The organism is Streptomyces sp. WG7 (assembly GCF_049975785.1).
Classification (GTDB): domain Bacteria; phylum Actinomycetota; class Actinomycetes; order Streptomycetales; family Streptomycetaceae; genus Streptomyces.
In genome coordinates this window covers 97,784-116,485 of the sequence record NZ_JBNGGE010000002.1, presented here as the reverse complement: position 1 = coordinate 116,485, position 18,702 = coordinate 97,784, and the positions used below count along the sequence as shown (strand labels likewise).

General features: G+C 72.3%; 21 protein-coding genes. 10 read left to right on the top strand and 11 right to left on the bottom strand.

Annotation, left to right across the window (positions count from 1 at the left end; all coding sequences use genetic code 11):
- Window positions 1–32: 32 nt before the first annotated feature.
- Window positions 33–626: a TetR/AcrR family transcriptional regulator gene (locus tag ACP4J0_RS02945; RefSeq protein ID WP_426597023.1), complete on the bottom strand. Its 594-nt coding sequence runs from the start codon at window positions 624–626 to the stop codon at window positions 33–35.
- A 61-nt stretch (window positions 627–687) separates the two neighbouring features.
- On the opposite strand from ACP4J0_RS02945, the gene ACP4J0_RS02940 reads away from it, so the two are divergent.
- Both ACP4J0_RS02940 and ACP4J0_RS02935 read left to right on the top strand, forming a co-directional pair.
- Complete coding sequence (locus tag ACP4J0_RS02940) at window positions 688–1,560, top strand: oxidoreductase (RefSeq protein ID WP_426597022.1); 873 nt, start codon at window positions 688–690, stop codon at window positions 1,558–1,560.
- Window positions 1,561–1,638: 78 nt separating this feature from the next.
- A complete protein-coding gene (locus ACP4J0_RS02935; RefSeq protein WP_426597021.1) occupies window positions 1,639–1,812 on the top strand; it encodes a hypothetical protein in 174 nt (57 codons plus the stop codon).
- Window positions 1,813–1,839: 27 nt separating this feature from the next.
- Here ACP4J0_RS02935 and ACP4J0_RS02930 read toward each other — a convergent pair whose 3' ends face one another.
- Window positions 1,840–2,322 carry an ATP-binding protein gene (locus tag ACP4J0_RS02930; protein ID WP_426597271.1) on the bottom strand — a complete coding sequence of 161 codons (483 nt, stop codon included), beginning with the start codon at window positions 2,320–2,322 and terminating at the stop codon, window positions 1,840–1,842.
- Entirely contained in the window at window positions 2,322–2,525 is a 204-nt protein-coding gene (locus ACP4J0_RS02925) for a hypothetical protein (RefSeq protein ID WP_426597020.1), read from the bottom strand. Before ACP4J0_RS02925 ends, ACP4J0_RS02930 begins: the two co-directional genes overlap by 1 nt.
- Window positions 2,526–2,683: 158 nt before the next feature.
- On the opposite strand from ACP4J0_RS02925, the gene ACP4J0_RS02920 reads away from it, so the two are divergent.
- Both ACP4J0_RS02920 and ACP4J0_RS02915 read left to right on the top strand, forming a co-directional pair.
- Entirely contained in the window at window positions 2,684–3,538 is an 855-nt protein-coding gene (locus tag ACP4J0_RS02920; RefSeq protein WP_426597019.1) for a helix-turn-helix domain-containing protein, read from the top strand.
- A complete protein-coding gene (locus ACP4J0_RS02915) occupies window positions 3,519–3,794 on the top strand; it encodes a DUF397 domain-containing protein (RefSeq protein ID WP_426597018.1) in 276 nt (91 codons plus the stop codon). Before ACP4J0_RS02920 ends, ACP4J0_RS02915 begins: the two co-directional genes overlap by 20 nt.
- Window positions 3,795–3,860: 66 nt before the next feature.
- Here the strand turns inward: ACP4J0_RS02915 and ACP4J0_RS02910 are convergent, their stop codons facing one another.
- The 4 genes from ACP4J0_RS02910 to ACP4J0_RS02895 form a co-directional block, all read right to left on the bottom strand.
- The gene (locus ACP4J0_RS02910; RefSeq protein ID WP_426597017.1) at window positions 3,861–4,349 is read right to left on the bottom strand and encodes a peptidoglycan-binding domain-containing protein; all 489 of its coding nucleotides are present in this window, start codon (window positions 4,347–4,349) and stop codon (window positions 3,861–3,863) included.
- A 31-nt stretch (window positions 4,350–4,380) separates the two neighbouring features.
- The gene (locus ACP4J0_RS02905) at window positions 4,381–4,950 is read right to left on the bottom strand and encodes a hypothetical protein (protein WP_426597016.1); all 570 of its coding nucleotides are present in this window, start codon (window positions 4,948–4,950) and stop codon (window positions 4,381–4,383) included.
- A 126-nt stretch (window positions 4,951–5,076) separates the two neighbouring features.
- Window positions 5,077–5,661 carry a hypothetical protein gene (locus ACP4J0_RS02900; RefSeq protein ID WP_426597015.1) on the bottom strand — a complete coding sequence of 195 codons (585 nt, stop codon included), beginning with the start codon at window positions 5,659–5,661 and terminating at the stop codon, window positions 5,077–5,079.
- Window positions 5,654–6,211, bottom strand: coding sequence for a SigE family RNA polymerase sigma factor (locus tag ACP4J0_RS02895; protein ID WP_426597014.1), 558 nt, complete (start codon window positions 6,209–6,211; stop codon window positions 5,654–5,656). The genes ACP4J0_RS02900 and ACP4J0_RS02895 overlap by 8 nt, the downstream gene beginning before the upstream one ends.
- A gap of 352 nt (window positions 6,212–6,563) precedes the next feature.
- Between ACP4J0_RS02895 and ACP4J0_RS02890 the strand changes: the two genes are divergently transcribed.
- On the top strand, window positions 6,564–8,306 hold the full coding sequence (locus ACP4J0_RS02890) for an Ig-like domain repeat protein (protein WP_426597013.1): 1,743 nt from the start codon (window positions 6,564–6,566) through the stop codon (window positions 8,304–8,306).
- 139 nt (window positions 8,307–8,445) lie between these two features.
- Here ACP4J0_RS02890 and ACP4J0_RS02885 read toward each other — a convergent pair whose 3' ends face one another.
- Together ACP4J0_RS02885 and ACP4J0_RS02880 are read right to left on the bottom strand one after the other, a co-directional pair.
- The gene (locus ACP4J0_RS02885) at window positions 8,446–8,868 is read right to left on the bottom strand and encodes a hypothetical protein (RefSeq protein WP_426597012.1); all 423 of its coding nucleotides are present in this window, start codon (window positions 8,866–8,868) and stop codon (window positions 8,446–8,448) included.
- Between the two features lie 81 nt (window positions 8,869–8,949).
- A complete protein-coding gene (locus ACP4J0_RS02880; protein ID WP_426523796.1) occupies window positions 8,950–10,161 on the bottom strand; it encodes a pyridoxal phosphate-dependent aminotransferase in 1,212 nt (403 codons plus the stop codon).
- A 611-nt stretch (window positions 10,162–10,772) separates the two neighbouring features.
- On the opposite strand from ACP4J0_RS02880, the gene ACP4J0_RS02875 reads away from it, so the two are divergent.
- Entirely contained in the window at window positions 10,773–11,705 is a 933-nt protein-coding gene (locus tag ACP4J0_RS02875; protein ID WP_426597011.1) for a S1 family peptidase, read from the top strand.
- 51 nt (window positions 11,706–11,756) lie between these two features.
- Here ACP4J0_RS02875 and ACP4J0_RS02870 read toward each other — a convergent pair whose 3' ends face one another.
- Both ACP4J0_RS02870 and ACP4J0_RS02865 read right to left on the bottom strand, forming a co-directional pair.
- The gene (locus ACP4J0_RS02870) at window positions 11,757–13,367 is read right to left on the bottom strand and encodes an N-acyl-D-amino-acid deacylase family protein (protein WP_426597010.1); all 1,611 of its coding nucleotides are present in this window, start codon (window positions 13,365–13,367) and stop codon (window positions 11,757–11,759) included.
- A 21-nt stretch (window positions 13,368–13,388) separates the two neighbouring features.
- Window positions 13,389–14,684, bottom strand: coding sequence for an amino acid deaminase (locus ACP4J0_RS02865; protein WP_426597009.1), 1,296 nt, complete (start codon window positions 14,682–14,684; stop codon window positions 13,389–13,391).
- A 147-nt stretch (window positions 14,685–14,831) separates the two neighbouring features.
- Between ACP4J0_RS02865 and ACP4J0_RS02860 the strand changes: the two genes are divergently transcribed.
- The 4 genes from ACP4J0_RS02860 (at window position 14,832) to ACP4J0_RS02845 (ending at window position 18,695) form a co-directional block, all read left to right on the top strand.
- Window positions 14,832–15,899, top strand: coding sequence for a sugar kinase (locus ACP4J0_RS02860; RefSeq protein ID WP_426597008.1), 1,068 nt, complete (start codon window positions 14,832–14,834; stop codon window positions 15,897–15,899).
- Window positions 15,896–16,681, top strand: coding sequence for an IclR family transcriptional regulator (locus ACP4J0_RS02855; protein ID WP_426597007.1), 786 nt, complete (start codon window positions 15,896–15,898; stop codon window positions 16,679–16,681). Before ACP4J0_RS02860 ends, ACP4J0_RS02855 begins: the two co-directional genes overlap by 4 nt.
- Window positions 16,678–17,088, top strand: a complete 411-nt coding sequence (locus ACP4J0_RS02850; RefSeq protein WP_121748914.1) for a RidA family protein — start codon at window positions 16,678–16,680, stop codon at window positions 17,086–17,088. The genes ACP4J0_RS02855 and ACP4J0_RS02850 overlap by 4 nt, the downstream gene beginning before the upstream one ends.
- A 128-nt stretch (window positions 17,089–17,216) precedes the next feature.
- Complete coding sequence (locus ACP4J0_RS02845) at window positions 17,217–18,695, top strand: GntP family permease (protein ID WP_426597006.1); 1,479 nt, start codon at window positions 17,217–17,219, stop codon at window positions 18,693–18,695.
- Window positions 18,696–18,702 lie beyond the last annotated feature (7 nt).

Genomic DNA, 18,702 nt, shown 5'->3' with positions numbered 1-18,702 from the left:
CGCTCCTCGCGCCGGGTGTCGGCTGGGCACGTTCAGCCGGCGGCGTTACCGCGGATGAACGTCGACACCGCGTCGGAGACCAGTGAGTCCGTCACCTCGGGTTCGAGGCCGCCGCCGGCGATCAGGCTCGCGAGGCCTTGGGCCCACGAGTACAGCAGCAGCCCGTAACGCTCGGGGTCACCTGGGGCGAGCGCGCCCTCGGCCACGCCGTCGCCGATCAGGTCGTACACCACCGCCAGGGCTTCGGCCGCCGCCGGCAGCCGCGCCTTGTCCCCGTACGGCTTCGCGGAGAACATCAGGTCCAGCAGCACGGGCCTGCTGTTCGCGAAGGTGATGAACCCGGCTATCACCGCCCGCAGCCGCTCGCCGAAATCCGGACCGGCACCGTCGCGTGCAGCCTTCAACTGCGCGCCCAGGCGGCCGAAACCCCGCTCCGCCAACGCGGCCAGCAACGCCTGACGGTCGGCGAAGTGGGCGCGCGGCGCCGCGTGACTGACCCCGACGACCCGCGCCAGCTCCCGCAGCGACAGCTGCTCCGTCCCGGACCTCTCGACGTTGCGCTCGGCCGCGTCGAGCAGCGCGGCGCGCAGGTTGCCGTGGTGGTACGGGCGGGCTTCGTTGGGCACAGGCAGATATTACCCGCATCTTGTCGTTGCCAAGTTTCTTGACAGTGTCTAGATTGGCGCCATGAGCGAATCCCACGCCACTCACCTTCCTGATCTCTCCGGCGGAACGGTGATCGTCACCGGTGCGAGCGGCGGCCTCGGGCGCGAGACCGCACGAGCGCTCGCCGCCGCCGGGGCCCGCGTCGTGCTCGCGGTGCGCCATGTCGACAAAGGGCGAGCCGTCGCCGCGGAGCTGTCCGGACGGACCGAGGTCCGCGCGCTCGATCTCGCCGACCTCGCTTCCATCCGGCGCTTCGCCGATGACTGGCAGGGCGACATCTCCTTGCTGGTCAACAACGCCGCCACCATCTACCCGCCTGAGCTGACCCGCACCAAGGACGGGTTCGAGGCGCAGTTCGGCGTCAACCACCTCGGTCACTTCGCCCTGACGCAGCTCCTGCGTGAGCACCTCACCGGCCGCGTCGTCTCGATCTCGTCCGTCGCCCAGGCGGCCCGTCTCGACCTCGACGACCCGAACTGGGAGCGCAGGAGCTACCACGCTTCCCGCGCCTACAACGAGTCGAAGCTCGCCGTCATGCTGTTCACCTTCGAACTGCAGCGACGGCTCACGGCGGCGGGCTCGGAGGTCCTCGCCACCGCCGCGCACCCGGGCTGGGCGGCGACCGGCGCCCTGTCGGACGCGCGCGGCCTCGCGCATACGCTGATGCGGCTGAGCACTCCCCTGTTCGCGTCGTCGGCGGCGGCCGGCGCGCGGCCGACCCTGTACGCCGCCACGGCCGACATCCCCGGCGGTACCTATGTGGGGCCCGGTGTCCTGCAGATGTACGGCGCGCCCAAACCGGTGCAGGCCCCGAAAGCGGCCCGCGACCCCGAGCTGGCGCGCCGTCTCTGGGAGGTCTCCGAGCAGCTCACCAAGGTGTCGGTGCGCGACTGAGGTCTCACCGCCCCGACGGGTCGTGCGGCTCGACGAGGCCGTAGCGATGTCGCGGGCGCACCGCGTGCACCCGGCTCCGTGTCCATCCTGGAGATCCGGACCTCACCGGCCGGGTCGGTGCGCGACGGCGCCGACGGGGTGCTGCGCGGCTCGGCGGCCGGGCTGACGACGACCGGCGCGACCTCGTTCAGCGTGCAGGACTTCGGCCTCACCCACCCGAACACCGAGTTCGGCTCGGTCCTGGGCGGCTGACGCCCCGCGACGCGGATTGAGGGACGACTACCGCGGGCCGCGGCCCGCGGTAGTCGTCCCTGCAACGCTCTCCGGCTCAGGGCGGCGCCCGGTGGAAACGGACGCCACTGACACCGCGCCCCGGCCCGGGACAACGCCGCCGTCCGACGGCCCCTCCCTCACCTCGCACCACACAGTCTTGTGGCTGGGCCCCTGCGTCACGCCCCACCTCACCGTCAGCGCGTCCAGCAGCGCGAGCCCACGCCCCGACTCCTCCTCGGCACCCACCGCCGCCCGCAGGACGGGCAGCGCACGCGGGTCGGGATCGGTGACCTCCAGGCGCGTAGGCCCGCCGCCGTCGCACCACACCCGGACGGTGACGGGAATGCCCTCGCCGAGGTGCTGGATCACGTTCGTGACCAGCTCGCTGGCGCAGAGCTGGACGTCGGCGCCGTAGTCGCGCAGGGCGCGGCGTACGGCGGACAGCTCGGCCGGTGCCGCGAACAGCTCCAGGGTGGTGACCGGTCGCATCACGCGGCCCCCTTGCGGAGGGCGGCGGTCAGGGCCTGGGCGGTGAGGAGGTTGCAGTTGCCGAGCGCGATCAGCGGCCGGGTGGGGCAGCGGGCCGCGAAGGTCGGCAGGTCGACGCCGAGGGACGGCAGGGTGATGCCGTGCGAGGCGAGCGCCGCCCGCAACTCCTCGGCGCAGGCGTCGGCTTCGGTGGGGCTGTGCATGGGGGTTCACGCCTTCCAGTGCTCTGTGTGACGAACCGCTCACACTGTGACGCCGGTCGGCGTAGCGTGACAGCCCTTCGGCATCCCGGTCCTGAACTGCGCGTATGCGGTCCGGGAGTCGGTAGCGGGCGGTAACGGCACACCAAGGAAGGTGAACGATGGGGCAGCGCAAGGACATCGACGGTTCGACGGGCGTCCCGACCTTCTACGGCAGCGAGCTGCGCTGGAAACGGGAGGAGGCGGGGCTGACCCTCCAGCAGTTGGTCGAGGGCAGCTTCTACGGTCCGAGTCACCTCAGCGAGATCGAGCGGGGGACGCGCCGGATGCCGGCGGAGCTGGCCGAGCACGTGGACAAGGTGCTCGGCACGGACGGCTTCTTCCGGCGGCGGTGCGAGGACGTGCGGAGGGCGAAACGGCGGGGACACGCACAGTACTTCGAGCGGGTGCTGGAAGCTGAGAAGCACGCCAAGTCCATCGAGGAGTGGTGCCCGACCCTGATTCCGGGCCTGCTTCAGACGGATGCCTACGCGCGGGCGCTTGTTCAGGCCGCCATGCCACTCGCTCAGGTCGAGGAGGTGGAGGAGAAGGTCAGCGCACGACTGGCGCGGGCCCGGCTCTTCGAGGAGAACCACAAGATGCCGATGTATTGGGCGATCCTGCCAGAGGTTCTACTGCGGCAGCCGATGTTGCCGCCGGAACAGTCGGCTGAGCAGTGGGAGCGCATTGCTGGGATGGCACGGCGTCGGCGGATCGTTCCACAGATCCTTCCGTGGAACTGCGGACCGCATCCGCTCATGATGGGAGCGGCCACAATTATGGCTTTCCCCGATGCACCACCGCTGGTCTACTTGGAGTCGCAGCACAGCGGGGACACCATCGATGATCCAGCCCTCGTTGAGGAGTACCGCAGGTCGTACGATCTGCTCAGGGCCGCCGCGCTGCCTCCGGAGGCGTCCCTCGCCCTGATCGAGCAAGCGGCTGAGGATGACCGAAATGGCAAGCAACGGGATTGACTTGAGCATGGCCGTCTGGCGCAAGAGCAGCTACAGCAACGGCACCGGCGGCAACTGCGTGGAGGTAGCCGAAGCCTTCCCCGGCGTCGCCCGCTGGCGCAAGAGCACGTACAGCAACGGAACGGGCGGCGACTGCCTCGAAGTCTGCGACGCCCACACCGCCGTAGTCCCCGTCCGTGACTCCAAGGTCCCCCACGGCCCGGTCCTCACCGTCACGGCCGAGGCCTGGACGTCGTTCGTCACGTCCCTCAAGTAGGTGCCGTGCGTGCCTTCCCTCCGCCACGAGGGAAGGCACACCCGGGCACTGGCCGAACGGGCAGGGTCAGATCATCACCCACTGGATGTTGGACCACTTGTAGCAGTGCACGAACTGCCCCGTGCTCTGGCGGTAGGTCGGCCAGCCGATGTGCTTCAGCGTGTTGGGGCCGTACTCGCCGTCGACGGTCGCACCGGTGGCCCTCTGCGCTCCGCGCAGCGCGGCCTCCGTCCGGTCGCCGAAGACGCCGTCGACCACCAGGCCCGCCGAGTAGCACTTGTTCAGGGCTCTTTGGAGGACCGTCACGCCCTTGCCCGAGTCACCGTTGGTGAGGTAGCACGTGGCGGTTTTCTGGCTCCCGCTGTACCCGAGGGGGATCGCCACCCTGAAGTCCGGGTTGTTGGCCGCGAACAGCGACGCTGAGGTCGTGCAGTGCCGGTAGCTGCCGTGAGCCGATGCGGCGGGGGCCGCGACCACCGCCGCTCCGAGCGTGGCCGAGAGGGTGGCTCCTGTGGTGGCCAGTGCGGCGAGGCGACGGCGATTGATGATCTGCATGGTCTTCCCTTCGGTTGGTGAAATCCGCTGTTCAGGGCATGGGCAGCGACTGCAGCCTGGTGACCTGCCCCTGGCCGTCGAAGCTCAGGTCGTACCCGATGGCCGAGCGGGCCGAGGGCGACTTCGCCGTCAGCCGGCTGACGAACTCGGCCTGGGAGTACGACGCGGCACGCGTCTCGTCGCCGAGCGGGACCGACAGCAGCACCTGGGCGTTCTCGGCCAGGGGTACCTCCGTGTAGGGCCCCTTGCCCGGGGTGATCACCCAGGCCTCGAACTTGGGGTGGACCTTCTTCTGGGCGGGCCGCACCGACACGTACGTCCGCCCGTCGCTGGACCGGGCGCCGTCGATCTGGACGAACTTCTTGGTGCCGGACCAGGAGACAGCACCGGCCGACGCCGACGCCGTACCGTCCGGCGCGGTGGCCGGGGGCTTCTCCCCGGCCACCGCGGAAGCGGAAGGCGTCGCCGATGTGGCGGGTGCGGTGGTGGCGCTGGTGGCCGCCTGCCCGTCGCCCTCACCACCGCACCCGGTCAGAACCACAAGGCCGAAGGTGAGAGCGGTGAGGCAGCGCAGGGCGGGCCGGCGGTGTGCGAGGCGCATGGTCAAGTCCCCCGAGAGATCACGTGTGTTCTGGATACGCAGTCTCTACGTGGCACCCCACCCCCACGGTTACACCCCGAGGCGATTTATTTTTGATGCCGCCCGCCCCAGCCCCCCCACGCGGACTCACTCCGCGAGCCAGTACGCCTCCCGCAGCGACCGCACGCGGCCCTCGCCGTCGTAGTCGATCGCGAACACCCACCGGGGTCCGGCGGCCAGTCGGTCCACGAGTTCGCCCAGTTCCACGTCCGCGGGGTTCCCGCCGGCCAGCCGCCGTGCTTCGACCAGCGTCGTGCGCGGCAGGGTCAGCGTGTGCACCCCACCACCCGGTGTCGCGGTTCCCCGCACGTCACGCAGCCGCTCGACGGTGACCCGCACCGTGTCGCCCTGCGCCACCGCGCCGTACACATAGCCCAGCTCGCTGGTGTACTCCTCACCCGGGGCGGGTGCCGGCGGCACGAACTGCGAAGCGGTCGGCGCCGGGACGGCGGCGGGCGGCTCGGGTCCCCGAGTGGCCCGGGTCAGCGACACACCGCCCAGGACCACAGCCGCGGCCAGCAGCGCGCCGCCCGACGCCAGGGCGGCCCGCTTGCGGCGCAGGCGCTGTTCACCGCGCGCCCGGATCCGCTCCGCGGCGAGCGGGTCCGTGTGCCGTCGGCCCGACTCGGCGAGGTCGGCCAGGTAATCCCCCAGCCTCGTTTCGTCAGCCATGACGTCCCTCCGACAGGCGGCTCGTCCGGGGATCCAGATCGGTGTCGGCCAGCAGCCGTGCCAGCGCCGCGCGCCCCCGGCTCAGGTGCACCTTGACCGTACCGACCGGGGAGTCGACCTCGGCGGCCACCTGTTCCACCGTCAGGTCACACAGATGGTGCAGCACCACGGCCCGTCGCTGAGCCTCCGGGATCCGCCGCAGTGCCTGAACCAGCACCACGTGGTGCGGTTCCGGTGGCGGGGCGGTGGCGGGCGGGCCCTGCCGCCGGGCGAAGGCCAGCGCGGTGCGCACCCGCCGCCACCGGCTGACCGCCAGCCGCCAGGCCACCGTGCGCACCCACGCCTCGGGGGCGCCGTTCAGGTCCAGCTCGGCCCGGCGTTCCCAGGCCCGGGCGAAGGCCTCCTGGACCACGTCCTGGGCCTCGGCGAGGTCGCCCGTCATCGCGTACAGCTGGCCGATGAGCCTGCCGACGCTCTCGGCGTAGAAGGCGTCGAACTCGTCGTGCTCGCCCGCACCCCCGCCACCGCGCGGTACATCTGGTGATCGCATGCCTCTCCTGTCGCGCTGCACGGTGTCACCCGACCGCCCCGCGACACAAGAGGTCAGCGACTCGGAGGAACGCCCGGGAGCAGTGACGTTCCTGCCGTCGAGCACCGGAGCCCCGGGGCGGACGGCGAACTCCCGGTCCCCCGGCACCTGGCGGACGAACGCCGGCTCCGCCGTGCGCTTCGGGTGTCCGGCCGGGGTGGAGGCGCGGCGCCACGCCGCCGGAAACCCGCCGCGATGCGCGGTGTGCCGGTGTACGCTCCCGATCTTGTACGACCCGAACGGCTGTTCCCCCGTTTCGCGGGTGAGGACGGCCTTCCGCGCGGGTCGCCAACACAGCCTGTGGGGGGCACAGTTGAATACTGTTCGAGGTACCAGACGCACCGGCCGTCTCACGGCCGCGCTGCTCACCGTCGCGCTCGCCGCCGGCGGCCTGACCGTCGCCGCCGCACCCGCCGCGCACGCGGCGGCCTCCGACCTCGTGGCCAAGCTGCCGATCTCCTCGTTCTCGGCGCTGACGGTCGACTCCGCGCACCAGCGCGTGTACGTCGCCGACAGCCACACGGGGAACTCGTCCTACAGCGGACTCATCGCCGTCTACGACTTCTCCGGCGAGCGCGTCACCACCATCACCACCCAGCGCCACGTCTCCGGACTCGCGCTGAACGACGACGGCAGCGTGCTCTACGCCGGTGGCAGGGACGCGATCCTGCGGTACGACACCACCACGTACCAGCCGCTCGCCGGCGGGACGGCGGGCACCGACATCTGCGGGCGCAGCCTCGCCTTCGCGGGCGGCAGGGCGTACCACACCGCGCCGTACGCCGGTTACACCTCGGAGTGCGACACGGCGCTCACGTACCTGGACTACACCCAGCCCGACAACACCTGGCAGCGCAGCGGATGGCAGGACCACGGCAAGCTCCAGCTCGAGGCGGGCCCCGGTGACCGGCTGATGATGGGCCAGCCCGCGAACGCCAAGGCCGCCGACCCGTTCGTCGCGGTGTTCGACGCGAGCGGGACGACCCTGGTGCGCACGGCCGGCCGCCGCTTCGCCGACGGCGAGGGCAAGGGCGCCCTGGACCTCAAGGACATGGCGTTCTCCGCGGACGGCACCAAGGTCGCCGTCGCGGACGCCGCCGCCGGGACCCGGCTGCTGAACACCGCCGACCTGTCCGACGCCGCGGCCGGCTATCCGGCGCTGCCGTCCGGTGCCTCCGCCTCCGCCGTCGCCTTCAGCGGCGACGGGAAGTACCTCGCGCGCGGCGCCTCGGCCTCCGGGGCCACGCCCGACCTGCTGCTCTCGCCCGCCGACCCGGGTGACGCGACCGCTCCGCTGGAGTTCGCCTTCGAGGGCAGCCTCGACGGTGACCGGGTGGCGCCGCGCGGACTGGAGTGGTCCGCCGACGGCTCCCGGCTGTTCGCGGTCACCACCAACACCGCCGGTAACCAGTACTGGCTGCACGTCGTCCAGCCGCCGGCCGTCCAGTACGACACCCGCTTCACCGGCGGGCTGACCCACAGCCCCGCCGGGGCGGTCGTGGGTGAGGCGCTGGCGGTGCGCGGGAAGCTGGAGCTGGACGGCCCCGCCCCCGCCGAGCCGCTGAAGGTCACGGCGACCCGCACCGACGCGGGCGGCACCCACGAGCTGGGCACCGCGTCCGTCAAGGCGGACGGCACCTTCACCGTCCTCGACGAGCCGGACCTGCTCGGCGACGCCACGTACACCGTGTCGTTCCTCGGCGACCTCACCCGTCGTCCGGCCACCGACGTCACCCGCACGGTGTCCGTCGGCAGGGCGGCCAGCTCGATCGCGCTCACCGCCCCGGCGGAGGCGTCGAAGGGTACCGGCGTCCACATCACCGGCACGTTCACCGCGCAGGGGAGGGCGCTGCCCGAGCGGGCCGTACTGAAGGTGGAGCGCACCGACCGGCTCGGCACCGGCACCCTGTCGTCGGTGACGGCCGCCGCCGACGGCACCTTCGCGATCGACGACCTGCCGCGCACCCGCCGGGACACGACCTACACGGTCAGCTGGCCCGGCGACGACCTGCACGAGGGGTCCACCGCGTCGGCGACGGTCCGCGTCACCCGCTGACCACGCGCACCCGCGGGCGGGGTACCCGGGGCAGCGCGCCCTGGGTACCCCGCCCGCGGGTGTGGGGTGTGTGGCGCCCGGTCCGCGCGTCGCTGCGGGTGCACGCGGACCGGGGCCGTTCGAGGGAGCCCGGGTGGGCTCAGTGGGACGCGAGGGTGGGCGGCTGCAGGGCCGCGGTGTGCGCGTCCATCCGTTCGGCGGCGAGGATCGCGGCCGACGTGTCGGCGCGGGAGGCGGCGACGACCAGGGCGCGGCCGGCGCGCGAGTGCGCCCGCCGGTGCAGGGCCGCCGCGTTCGGCGTGCGGCCCTTCGCGGTCGCCGACGCGCGGGCCGGCGTACGTCCTCCCCGCAGGCGGGTCACCTGCTCGGCGAGCCGCTCGGCCGCGGCGTCCAGATCGGCCGAGGGTGCCGTCGCGCGCAGCTCGTCGGTGACGGTGAGCAGTGCGGCGAGATGGCCCGCGAGCTGGATGTCCAGCTCTTCCTCACGGGAGCGGTGGGGGAAGTCGTGGGGGGTGCCGGCCATCGTGCTGTGGACCGACTTGGCACGGATCGGTTCGTACATGGATGGCCTCCTGGGTGCTAACAGGAATCCATCCTAGCTTAGATTCTGTCTAAAGTTGATTCGTTGACGAAAAGGCAGGTCTCAGGGCTGCCCGTAACCGTCCAGGAACCGGCCGATACGGCCCACCGCGTCCCGCAGATCGGTGACCGAGGGGAGCGTGACGACCCGGAAGTGGTCGGGTTCGGGCCAGTTGAAGCCGGTGCCCTGGACGACCATGATCTTCTCGCGGCGCAGCAGGTCCAGGACCATCCGCCGGTCGTCCTTGATCTTGAAGACGTCGGGGTCCAGGCGCGGGAAGAGGTACAGCGCCCCCTTCGGCTTCACGCAGCTCACGCCCGGGATCTGGGTCAGCAGCTCGTACGCCGCGTCCCGCTGCTCGCGCAGCCGGCCGCCGGGGAGGACCAGGTCGTTGATCGTCTGGCGTCCGCTGAGCGCCGCGACCACTCCGTGCTGGCCCGGCATGTTGGCGCACAGGCGCATGTTCGCCAGGGTCGTCAGGCCCTCGATGTAGGAGTCGGCGTGGGCGCGCGGCCCCGAGATCGACATCCAGCCCACCCGGTAGCCGGCCACCCGGTACGCCTTCGACATGCCGTTGAAGGTGAGGGTGAGCAGGTCGGGCGCGACGGAGGCGGTGGGGACGTGCCGGGCGTCGTCGTAGAGGATCTTGTCGTAGATCTCGTCCGAGCAGACCAGCAGGTTGTGCCGGCGGGCGATGTCCGTCAGGCCCTTGACGACCGCCTCGTCGTAGACCGCGCCGGTCGGGTTGTTCGGGTTGATGACGACGATCGCCTTGGTGCGGTCGGTGACCTTGCGTTCCACGTCGGCGAGGTCCGGCATCCAGTCGGACTGCTCGTCGCAGCGGTAGTGCACCGCCGTACCGCCGGAGAGCGCGACGGCCGCCGTCCACAGGGGGTAGTCGGGCGCGGGGACGAGCACCTCGTCGCCGTCGTCCAGCAGGCCCTGCATCGCCATCACGATCAGCTCGGACACGCCGTTGCCGATGTAGACGTGCTCGACGTCGGTCTCGATGCCGAGGGTCTGGTTGTGCATGACCACGGCGCGGCGGGCGGCCAGCAGGCCCTTCGCGTCGCCGTAGCCGTGCGCCGTCGAGGCGTTGCGGAGGATGTCCTCCAGGATCTCGGGCGGGCACTCGAAGCCGAACGCCGCCGGGTTGCCGGTGTTCAGCTTGAGGATCCGGTGACCGGCCGCTTCCAGCCGCATCGCCTCCTCGAGCACCGGGCCCCGGATCTCGTAACAGACGTTGGCGAGCTTGGTCGACTGGATCACCTGCATGCCTGGGAGCTTACGGCCCGGTATCGCCCCGCGGGCCGTGTCGTCCGCCACGTGGAACGCGTCGCTCCGGATGGGTGGGTGCGCGCGTCGGCCCGGGCGCCCCTCGTGTTCCCCGGTGCGCGGCCCTGTCGGGGCCGTCTCCGTAGCCGTCTCCGTAGCCGTCTCCGTAGTCGTCTCCGTGCGCCGACGGGGTGAACGGCGTGCCGGACGGTGCGGATCCGGCCGACGGGCCGTCGTCCGCGCCCTCGGGCGGTGTCTCCATCACCTCCACACCGGCCCTCCCCACGGCGCCCCCCGCCGCCTCCACGGGGACGGGCGACCCTGGTCCGGGAGGCGTCGGCGACCGGCCGGGCCGCGGGTCGGGCCGGGAACGTCCCAGGTGGGCGCGGGTGCGGCGGTCGTCCGGGCCCGGGAGTGCGGTGCCGCGCACGGTGTCCGCGGCGGGCCGTCCGGGCGCCTGTGTCCGGCGCCGGTGGTCCGTGCCCCCACGGTGGCGCCGGTCGTCGCAAACGGACCTTGCCCCCTCGTCGTCCGCATGATGACAATGCGCATGACAATCCCAGGGCGGCCGGAGGGTTTCCGGCCGCCCGACGTCGCAAGAGGGGACCCCCATGAGAAAACCTCTCGTCGTCGCGCTCTGCGCCCTGGCCCTGGCCGGGGCGGGCGCGGCACCCGCGGTCGCCGCCGCGCCCGCCCCCACGGGCGCGGACACGACCACGGGCGCGGGCCCGGCCACGTTGACGGACGCCGTCAACGGCGTGGTCGGTGCCGCGGCGGACACCCTGTCCGGCCTCACCGCGCCCAGGGCCGGCGCGGTGGACTTCGCCGGCACCGTCTCGCTCAGCAACTGCTCCGGTTCCGTCGTCCGCATGCCCGACTCGGCGGCCGACGACCCGGCGCTGGTGCTCACCAACGGGCACTGCCTGGAGAGCGGCTTCCCGGCGCCCGGCCAGGTCCTCGTCGACCGGGCGTCCAGCCGCACCTTCGGGCTGCTGAACGCCTCCGGGACCAGGGTCGCCACCCTGCGCGCCGACCGGCTCGTGTACGCGACCATGACCGACACGGACGCGGCGGTCTACCGGCTCCGCACGACGTACGCGCAGATCAAGAGCTCCTACGGGATCGACGCGCTGACGCTGAGCGGGACCCGGCCGACGGCCGGCACGGCCATCAGCGTGGTCTCCGGCTACTGGAAGCGGATATACAACTGCTCCGTCGACGGGTTCGCGTACCGCATGAAGGAGGGCGACTGGACCTGGAAGGACTCGGTCCGTTACACCTCCGCCTGCAACACCATCGGCGGCACCTCCGGCTCACCGGTCGTCGACAGCGCCACCGGCGCGGTGGTCGCCGTCAACAACACCGGCAACGAGAGCGGCGAGCGCTGCACGGTCAACAACCCGTGCGAGGTCGACGAGAACGGCCGGGTCACCGTCCGCCAGGGCATCAACTACGCCCAGCAGACCTACCTGTTCCCCGCCTGCTTCGGCGTGGACAACAAGCTCGACCTCGGGGCGAGCGGCTGCGCCGTGCCCAAGCCGTAACGGGACGGGCCCGCCCGGACCGTTACGGCCCGGGCGGGCCGGGGCGGTCGGTCAGCGGGGCGTCCTGCGGACCGACCGCCCCGCCAGTACGTCCGTCCGCCGTCCGTCCTCCATCACGAAGCGCCCGTCGACCAGCACGTACGGGATACCCGTCGGCAGCCGCCGCGGGTCCTCGTACGTGCTGCCCGCGGCGACCGTCGCCGGGTCGAAGAGCACCAGGTCGGCCCGGTACCCCTCGCGGACCAGCCCCCGGTCCGGCAGCCGCAGCCGGGCCGCCGGGCGCGAGGTGAGGTGGGCGACGCACTCCTCCAGCGACAGCACGCCCAGCTCGCGCACGTAGTGGCCCAGGTAGTGCGGGAAGGTGCCGTAGGCGCGCGGGTGCGGCTTGCTGCCCTGGAGGATGCCGTCCGAGCCGCCGGTGTGGACGCGGTGCCGCATGATCGCGCGGACGTTCTCCTCGTGGCCGACGTGCTGGAGGATGGTCGGCGCCAGCCGGTCGGTCAGCAGGAGGCGGCGGGCGACCGTCCACGGGGTCTCGCCGCGCAGCCGCGCCGACTCCAGGACCGTACGGCCGACGTACTCGGCGAGGGCCGGCTCGGTCACGCCGGAGATCTCGATCGTCTCCCACTCCACGGGCACGCCGTGGCAGCCGTCGGAGCCGGTCTCCTCCATGTGGTGCCGGATGCGTTCGGCCGTGTCGTCGTCCGCGAGCCGCCCGAGGATCCGCTCGGGGCCGCCCTCGCTCGCCCAGCTCGGCAGCAGCGCCACGAGGGTGGTGCAGCCGGGGGTGTAGGGGTAGGTGTCGAGGGTGATGTCGGCGCCGGCCGCCAGCGCGCCGTCGAGGAGCGTCAGCAGCTCGGGCGCCCGGCCCTTGTTGACCCCGAAGTTCATGGTGGCGTGCGCCAGGTGCAGCGGGCAGTCCGCCTCCCGGGTCAGCTCGATCATCTCCTCGTACGCGCGCAGCGCCCCGGCCCCGTACGAGCGGTGGTGCGGGCAGTAGTAGCCGCCGTACGACGCCACCACCCGGCACAGCTCGGTCAGCTCGGCGTCCTTCGCGTACATGCCCGGCGTGTACGTCAGCCCGGACGACATGCCGACCGCGCCCTGCTCCATGCCCTCGGCGACCAGCCGCCGCATGTGCTCCAGCTCGGCGTCGGTCGCCTCCCGGTCGTCCCAGCCGACCGCGAGGGCGCGCACCGTGCCCTGCGGGATCAGATAGGCGGCGTTGACCGCGATGCCCGCGTCGAGCCGGTCCAGGTACTCGCCGACCGACCGCCAGTCGAAGTCGATGTCGTCGCCGGGGCCGTTCCACCCGGCGATGGCGCGGCGCACCTCGCCGAGGGTGCGGTCGTCGACCGGCGCGTACGACAGCCCGTCCTGGCCGACGACCTCCAGGGTGACGCCCTGCGCGGCCTTGGCGCTGTGGTCGGGGTCCCGCAGCAGCGCCAGGTCGCTGTGGGCGTGCATGTCGACGAAGCCGGGGGCCAGGACCAGGCCCTCGGCGTCCAGCTCGCGGCGCGCCTCGGGGCGCTGGCAGCCGGCGGCCGCCGCCTCTTTGACGATCGAGACGATCCGGCCGCCGTCGACCACGACGTCCGCGCGGTACGCGTCGGCGCCGGAGCCGTCGACGACGTCCGCGTCCCTGATGACCAGCTCTTCCATGCCCAGCTTCTCCCGGCTTCTCTAGAAGAACGTGCGGATGTAGTCGACGACCGTCCCGTCCGCCTCGGCGACCGGGATGAGCTGCCACTTGTCGAAGGACGTGCAGGGGTGGGACAGGCCCGTGCCGAGCCAGTCGCCCACCTCCAGGTCGGCCTCGCCGGTCGTGCGCAGCCAGGCGTGCTGGTCGGACAGGCCGGTCACCTCGATGCCGGTGGCGGGGCGCTCGGCGCCGTCGCGGCGGACGACCTGGGCGAAGGGCAGGTGGAGGTCGTAGGCCGCGTCCCGCTTGCCCGCGTTGGTGAAGGCCTGCTCGGGGGAGGGGCGGGAGACGACCTGGCTCCACAGGCGGAAGGCGGGCTCCAGGGCGCCCTCCTCGGGGACCCGGTTGAAGGGGGTCAGCTCGCGGTAGTGGCCGTCGTCGTGGGAGACGTAGGCGCCCGAGCGCAGCAGCTTCAGCACCGGCAGGGACAGGGCGGGGACCTCGGCGAACACGTCGGCGACCGCGTCGAACCAGGCGCTGCCGCCCGCGCTCACCACGATCTCCTCCAGCCCGTCGAACCGCCCGGCCTCGTCGAAGCCGGCGGCGAGCGCCACCAGCCGCCGCAGCCAGGCGTGCACCTTCTCCGGGTCGGCGTCCGGCACCTCGCCCTCGTACCCGGCGACCCCGGCCAGCCGCAGCGTCCGCGCCCCGGCCACCGCGTCGGCGACCGCGGCGCACTCCGCCTCGGTGCGCACGCCGGTCCGGGCGCCCTCACCGGCGGCCAGCTCGACCACGACGTCCACCGGGCGGGCGGCACCGGCCTCCGTCAGCGCCGCGTCCATCAGCCCGACGCCGCGCACGGAGTCGACGTAGCAGACGAAGCGGAAGTCCGGGTCGGCGTCCAGCTCCGAGGCGATCCAGCGCAGGGCGGCGGCGTCGACCAGCTCGTTGGCCAGGAAGACCCGCTGGACGCCGAAGGCCCGCGCCACCCGCACCTGGTGCGGCACGGCGAGGGTGATGCCCCAGGCGCCGTGCTCGATCTGGCGCTGGAAGAGCTGCGGGGCCATGGAGGTCTTGCCGTGCGGCGCGAAGGCGAGGCCGTGCCGGGCGGAGTACGTCTCCATGAGCTTCAGGTTGTGCGCCAGGCGCTCGGCGGACAGGGCCAGCACGGGGGTGGTGAAACCGCCGGTGAAGAGGTTGCGGCGCTGTCCGGCCAGCTCGGCGACGGTCAGGCCGTACGCGTCCGGCGGGAGGCCCTTGAAGCGGTGGTCGACGTGCTCCTCGGCCAGCTTGGCGAGGGCTTCGCGGCCGTGTGAGGGGCCGGGGTCGAGGGCCATGGAGCCTCCCTGATCTGATGCGTCGCAGGTGCGTTGCAACACCTGCAACGACCGTTGCGTATATCGCTTACTGCTGTCTAACATCTCGGCGAACGCGGGGTCAACGGAGCCGCCGCCCGCGAGACGCCACCAGGAGTCAGGACCATCGTGACCGCCGACGGACCCCGCAGCACCACCCCCGACGCCGTGGACGTCGTCGCGCTCGGCGAGTCCATGGTCACCTTCCTCCCCTCCGTGCCCGGCCGCCTCGCCGACGTCCCCTCCTTCGACCGGGCCATCGGCGGCGCCGAGTCCAACGTGGCCTGCGTACTCGCCGCCGCCGGGCACACCGCCCGCTGGATCAGCCGGGTCGGCGCCGACGGCTTCGGCGACCACCTCGTCGAGGCGATCGGCGCCTACGGCGTGGACGTCTCCGCCGTGCGCCGCGACCCCGGCCGCCCCACCGGCGTGTACTTCCGCACCGCCGGCGACCGGGCCACCGACGCGCACGAGGTGGCGTACTACCGGGCGGGCTCCGCCGCCTCCGCGATGTCGGTGCGGAACATGGACCTCGACGCGATCCGCTCCGGACGCGTCCTCCACCTCTCCGGCATCACCCCCGCGCTCTCCGCCGACTGCCACGCCCTGCTGCGCGAACTCACCGCCCGCCGCCCCGGCCGGCCCCTCGTCTCCTTCGACGTCAACCACCGCCCCGGCCTCTGGCGCGGGGACACCGACGGCTCCCGCGTCCTCCTGGAACTCGCGCGCGGCGCCGACGTCGTCTTCGTCGGCGAGGACGAGGCCTGGGGGCTCGGCGGCCCCGAAGCCGTCCGCGCCGCCCTGCCCGAGCCCGGGCTGCTCGTCGTCAAACAGGGCGCGACCGGCGCCACCGCCTTCCACCGGACCGCCGGCGCCGACGGCACCCAGGCCACCCACGTCACCTCCGTCCCCGCCCTCACCGTCGACGTCGTCGCCGCCGTCGGCGCGGGCGACGCCTTCGCCGCCGGGTTCCTCTCCGCCACCCTGCGCGGACTGCCCGTGCGCGAGCGCCTGCGCCACGGCCACCTGATGGCCGCCGCCGCCCTCACCGTCCCCGGCGACCTCGCCACACCCCCGGCACGCGACCACGCCGACCGCCTGGCCGCCCTCGACGACGAGGCGTGGGGGAGACTGCGACTCGGCCCCGGCTGGACACAGGCCGAAGCGAGGGCCGAGGAGGAGGTACGCACACCATGAGCCAGACCGTCGACCGCGCGCTGAGCATCCTGCCGCTGCTCGCCGAGGGCCCCGCCGACCTGGGCCGGGTCGCCGACCGCCTCGGCGTCCACAAGTCCACGGCGCTGCGCCTCCTGCGCACCCTCCACGAACACGGCTTCGTCTACCGCCAGTCCGACCAGCGCTACCGCCTCGGCGCCCGCCTCATCGCCCTCGCCCAGGAGGCGATGGAGAACCTCGACGTCCGCGAGATCGCCCACCCCCACCTCGTACGCCTCAACGAGCAGTGCGGACACACCGTCCACCTCGCCGTCCACGAGGAGAACGAGGTGCTCTACATCGACAAGGTGGAGAGCCGCTACCCCGTCCGCATGTACTCGCGGATCGGCAAGCCGGTCGCCATCACCGTCGCGGCGGTGGCGAAGCTGCTGCTCGCCGACCTCCCCGAGAACGAGCGCCGAGCCGTCGTCGAGAAACTCGACTACCCCATGTACACGGCCCGTTCGACACCGAACGCCGATGGCTTCCTCGCGGAGCTGGCCAAGGTGCGCGAACAGGGCTGGGCCACCGACCTCGGCGGCCACGAGGAGTCCATCAACTGCGTCGCCGCGCCCATCCGGGGCGCCGACGGCCGGGTGACGGCCGCGATGTCGGTCTCCGCGCCGAACGTCGTCGTCACCGCCGACGAACTCCTCACCCTGCTCCCGCTGGTGCGCCGTACGGCGGACGCCATCAGCGGCGAGTACTCCGGCAGGACCCCCGTGCAGCACCCCGAGCGCCACCCCGAGAAGGACACGGTATGACCGACAAGACCGCCCTCACCCCCGCGACCCACACCACCCCGCCGGCGAAGTTCTCCCACGGCGTCAGGAAGGGCAACATCCTCCAGGTCGCCGGCCAGGTCGGCTTCCTCCCCCACGAGGAGGGCAAGGCCCCCACCCCGGCCGGCCCGACCCTGCGCGAGCAGACCCTCCAGACCCTCGCCAACGTCAAGGCGATCCTCGAAGAGGGCGGCGCCTCCTGGGACGACGTGATGATGATCCGCGTCTACCTCACGGACGTGGACCACTTCGCCGAGATGAACGAGATCTACAACGCCTACTTCGAGGAGCAGGGCCTCACCCAGCCGCCCGCCGCGCGCACGACCGTCTACGTCGGTCTGCCCGCCGGACTCCTCATCGAGATCGACGCGCTGGCCGTCCTCGGCTGACCGCTCCCCGATCCTCCTGCCTGCCTTCCCTCTGCCTGTCGCACGGCACGGTGCCCCTCACCCCCGGGGCGCCGTGCCGCGCCCCGCCCTGCCCGAAAGCTTTATGTGTTTACCCAGAGGACCCCCGTATGCCCCCTGTATCGCTCCAGCTCGCGGCCTCGGAGACCCCGCCCCACACCGGCGGCCTGCTCCACCTGATCGACGGCACGGCGGGCCTGCTGACCGTCGCCGCGATCGGCATCGCGCTCCTGCTCTTCCTGATCATCAAGGTGCGGCTGCAGCCGTTCGTCGCGCTGCTCGCCGTCTCCATAGCCGTCGGCCTGCTCGCCGGCCTGTCGGTCACCGAACTCTTCGGCACCGTCCAGAAGTCCGACGCCGTCTCCACCATCGAGTCCGGCATGGGCGGCATCCTCGGCCACGTCGCCATCATCATCGGCCTGGGCACCATGCTCGGCGCCATCCTCGAGGTCAGCGGCGGCGCCCAGGTGCTGGCCACCCGGCTGCTCGGCCTGTTCGGCGAGAAGCGCGCCCCCCTCGCCATGGGCCTGACCGGCCTGATCTTCGGCGTCCCGGTCTTCTTCGACGTGGGCATCTTCGTCCTCGCGCCCATCGTCTACGCCGCCGCCAAGCGCTCCGGCAAGTCGGTCCTGCTCTACTGCCTGCCGCTGCTCGCCGGCCTGTCGATGACCCACGCCTTCCTGCCGCCGCACCCCGGCCCGGTGGCCGCCGCCGGACTGCTGAAGGTGGACCTCGGCTGGGTGATCCTCATGGGCATCGTCTGCGGCATCCCGGCCGTGCTCGCCGCCTGGGCGTTCTCCGCCTGGATCGGCCGCCGCATCTTCGTGCCCGTACCGCAGGACATGGTCGAGGCCGCCGAGGAGGCCAAGCAGGCCGTCATCGACGAGCAGTCCAAGGCCGGCGTCGCCCCGCACGAGAGCCCGGTCGCGCTCGGCACCGTCCTCGGCATCATCGGCACCCCGCTGGTCCTCATCCTCGCCGCGACCTTCTCCTCCATCGCCCTGGACGAGTCCACCCTCCGCTCGGTGATCGAGTTCTTCGGCAACCCGTTCGTGGCCCTGACCCTCGCCCTGTTCCTCGCCTACTACCTGCTCGGCATCCGGCGCGGCTGGTCCCGCAAGTCCCTGGAGACCGTGTCGACGGCCTCGCTGAAGCCGGTCGGCAACATCCTGCTGGTGGTCGGCGCGGGCGGGGTCTTCGGCGCCGTCCTCAAGGCCAGCGGAGTCGCCCAGGCCCTCTCCGACACCTTCAACGACGTCGGCCTGCCGGTCATCGTCCTCTCCTACCTGATCTCCCTGGTGCTGCGGGTCGCGCAGGGCTCGGCGACGGTGGCCATCGTGACGACGGCGGGCATCGTGGCACCGCTGCTCGCCGAGGGCGACCACTCCCAGGCGTTCGTCGCCCTGGTCATCATGGCCATCTCGGCGGGCTCCATCTTCGCCTCGCACGTCAACGACGGCGGCTTCTGGATGGTCGCCAAGTACTTCGGCATCAGCGAACGGGACACGCTCAAGACGTGGACCGTGCTGGAGAGCGTCCTGTCGGTCGCGGGGTTCGTGGTGGCGGCGTTGCTGAGCCTGTTCGTGTAGGCGTCTG

Excerpts from the sequence above, each read along its gene's own strand:
- ACP4J0_RS02940 (WP_426597022.1), top strand. The coding sequence starts at position 688 with ATGAGCGAATCCCACGCCACTCACCTTCCTGATCTCTCCGGCGGAACG.
- ACP4J0_RS02930 (WP_426597271.1), bottom strand. The coding sequence starts at position 2,322 with ATGCGACCGGTCACCACCCTGGAGCTGTTCGCGGCACCGGCCGAGCTG.
- ACP4J0_RS02925 (WP_426597020.1), bottom strand. The coding sequence starts at position 2,525 with ATGCACAGCCCCACCGAAGCCGACGCCTGCGCCGAGGAGTTGCGGGCG.
- ACP4J0_RS02920 (WP_426597019.1), top strand. The coding sequence starts at position 2,684 with ATGGGGCAGCGCAAGGACATCGACGGTTCGACGGGCGTCCCGACCTTC.
- ACP4J0_RS02915 (WP_426597018.1), top strand. The coding sequence starts at position 3,519 with ATGGCAAGCAACGGGATTGACTTGAGCATGGCCGTCTGGCGCAAGAGC.
- ACP4J0_RS02910 (WP_426597017.1), bottom strand. The coding sequence starts at position 4,349 with ATGCAGATCATCAATCGCCGTCGCCTCGCCGCACTGGCCACCACAGGA.
- ACP4J0_RS02905 (WP_426597016.1), bottom strand. The coding sequence starts at position 4,950 with ATGCGCCTCGCACACCGCCGGCCCGCCCTGCGCTGCCTCACCGCTCTC.
- ACP4J0_RS02900 (WP_426597015.1), bottom strand. The coding sequence starts at position 5,661 with ATGGCTGACGAAACGAGGCTGGGGGATTACCTGGCCGACCTCGCCGAG.
- ACP4J0_RS02895 (WP_426597014.1), bottom strand. The coding sequence starts at position 6,211 with ATGCGATCACCAGATGTACCGCGCGGTGGCGGGGGTGCGGGCGAGCAC.
- ACP4J0_RS02885 (WP_426597012.1), bottom strand. The coding sequence starts at position 8,868 with ATGTACGAACCGATCCGTGCCAAGTCGGTCCACAGCACGATGGCCGGC.
- ACP4J0_RS02880 (WP_426523796.1), bottom strand. The coding sequence starts at position 10,161 with ATGCAGGTGATCCAGTCGACCAAGCTCGCCAACGTCTGTTACGAGATC.
- ACP4J0_RS02875 (WP_426597011.1), top strand. The coding sequence starts at position 10,773 with ATGAGAAAACCTCTCGTCGTCGCGCTCTGCGCCCTGGCCCTGGCCGGG.
- ACP4J0_RS02870 (WP_426597010.1), bottom strand. The coding sequence starts at position 13,367 with ATGGAAGAGCTGGTCATCAGGGACGCGGACGTCGTCGACGGCTCCGGC.
- ACP4J0_RS02865 (WP_426597009.1), bottom strand. The coding sequence starts at position 14,684 with ATGGCCCTCGACCCCGGCCCCTCACACGGCCGCGAAGCCCTCGCCAAG.
- ACP4J0_RS02855 (WP_426597007.1), top strand. The coding sequence starts at position 15,896 with ATGAGCCAGACCGTCGACCGCGCGCTGAGCATCCTGCCGCTGCTCGCC.
- ACP4J0_RS02850 (WP_121748914.1), top strand. The coding sequence starts at position 16,678 with ATGACCGACAAGACCGCCCTCACCCCCGCGACCCACACCACCCCGCCG.
- ACP4J0_RS02845 (WP_426597006.1), top strand. The coding sequence starts at position 17,217 with ATGCCCCCTGTATCGCTCCAGCTCGCGGCCTCGGAGACCCCGCCCCAC.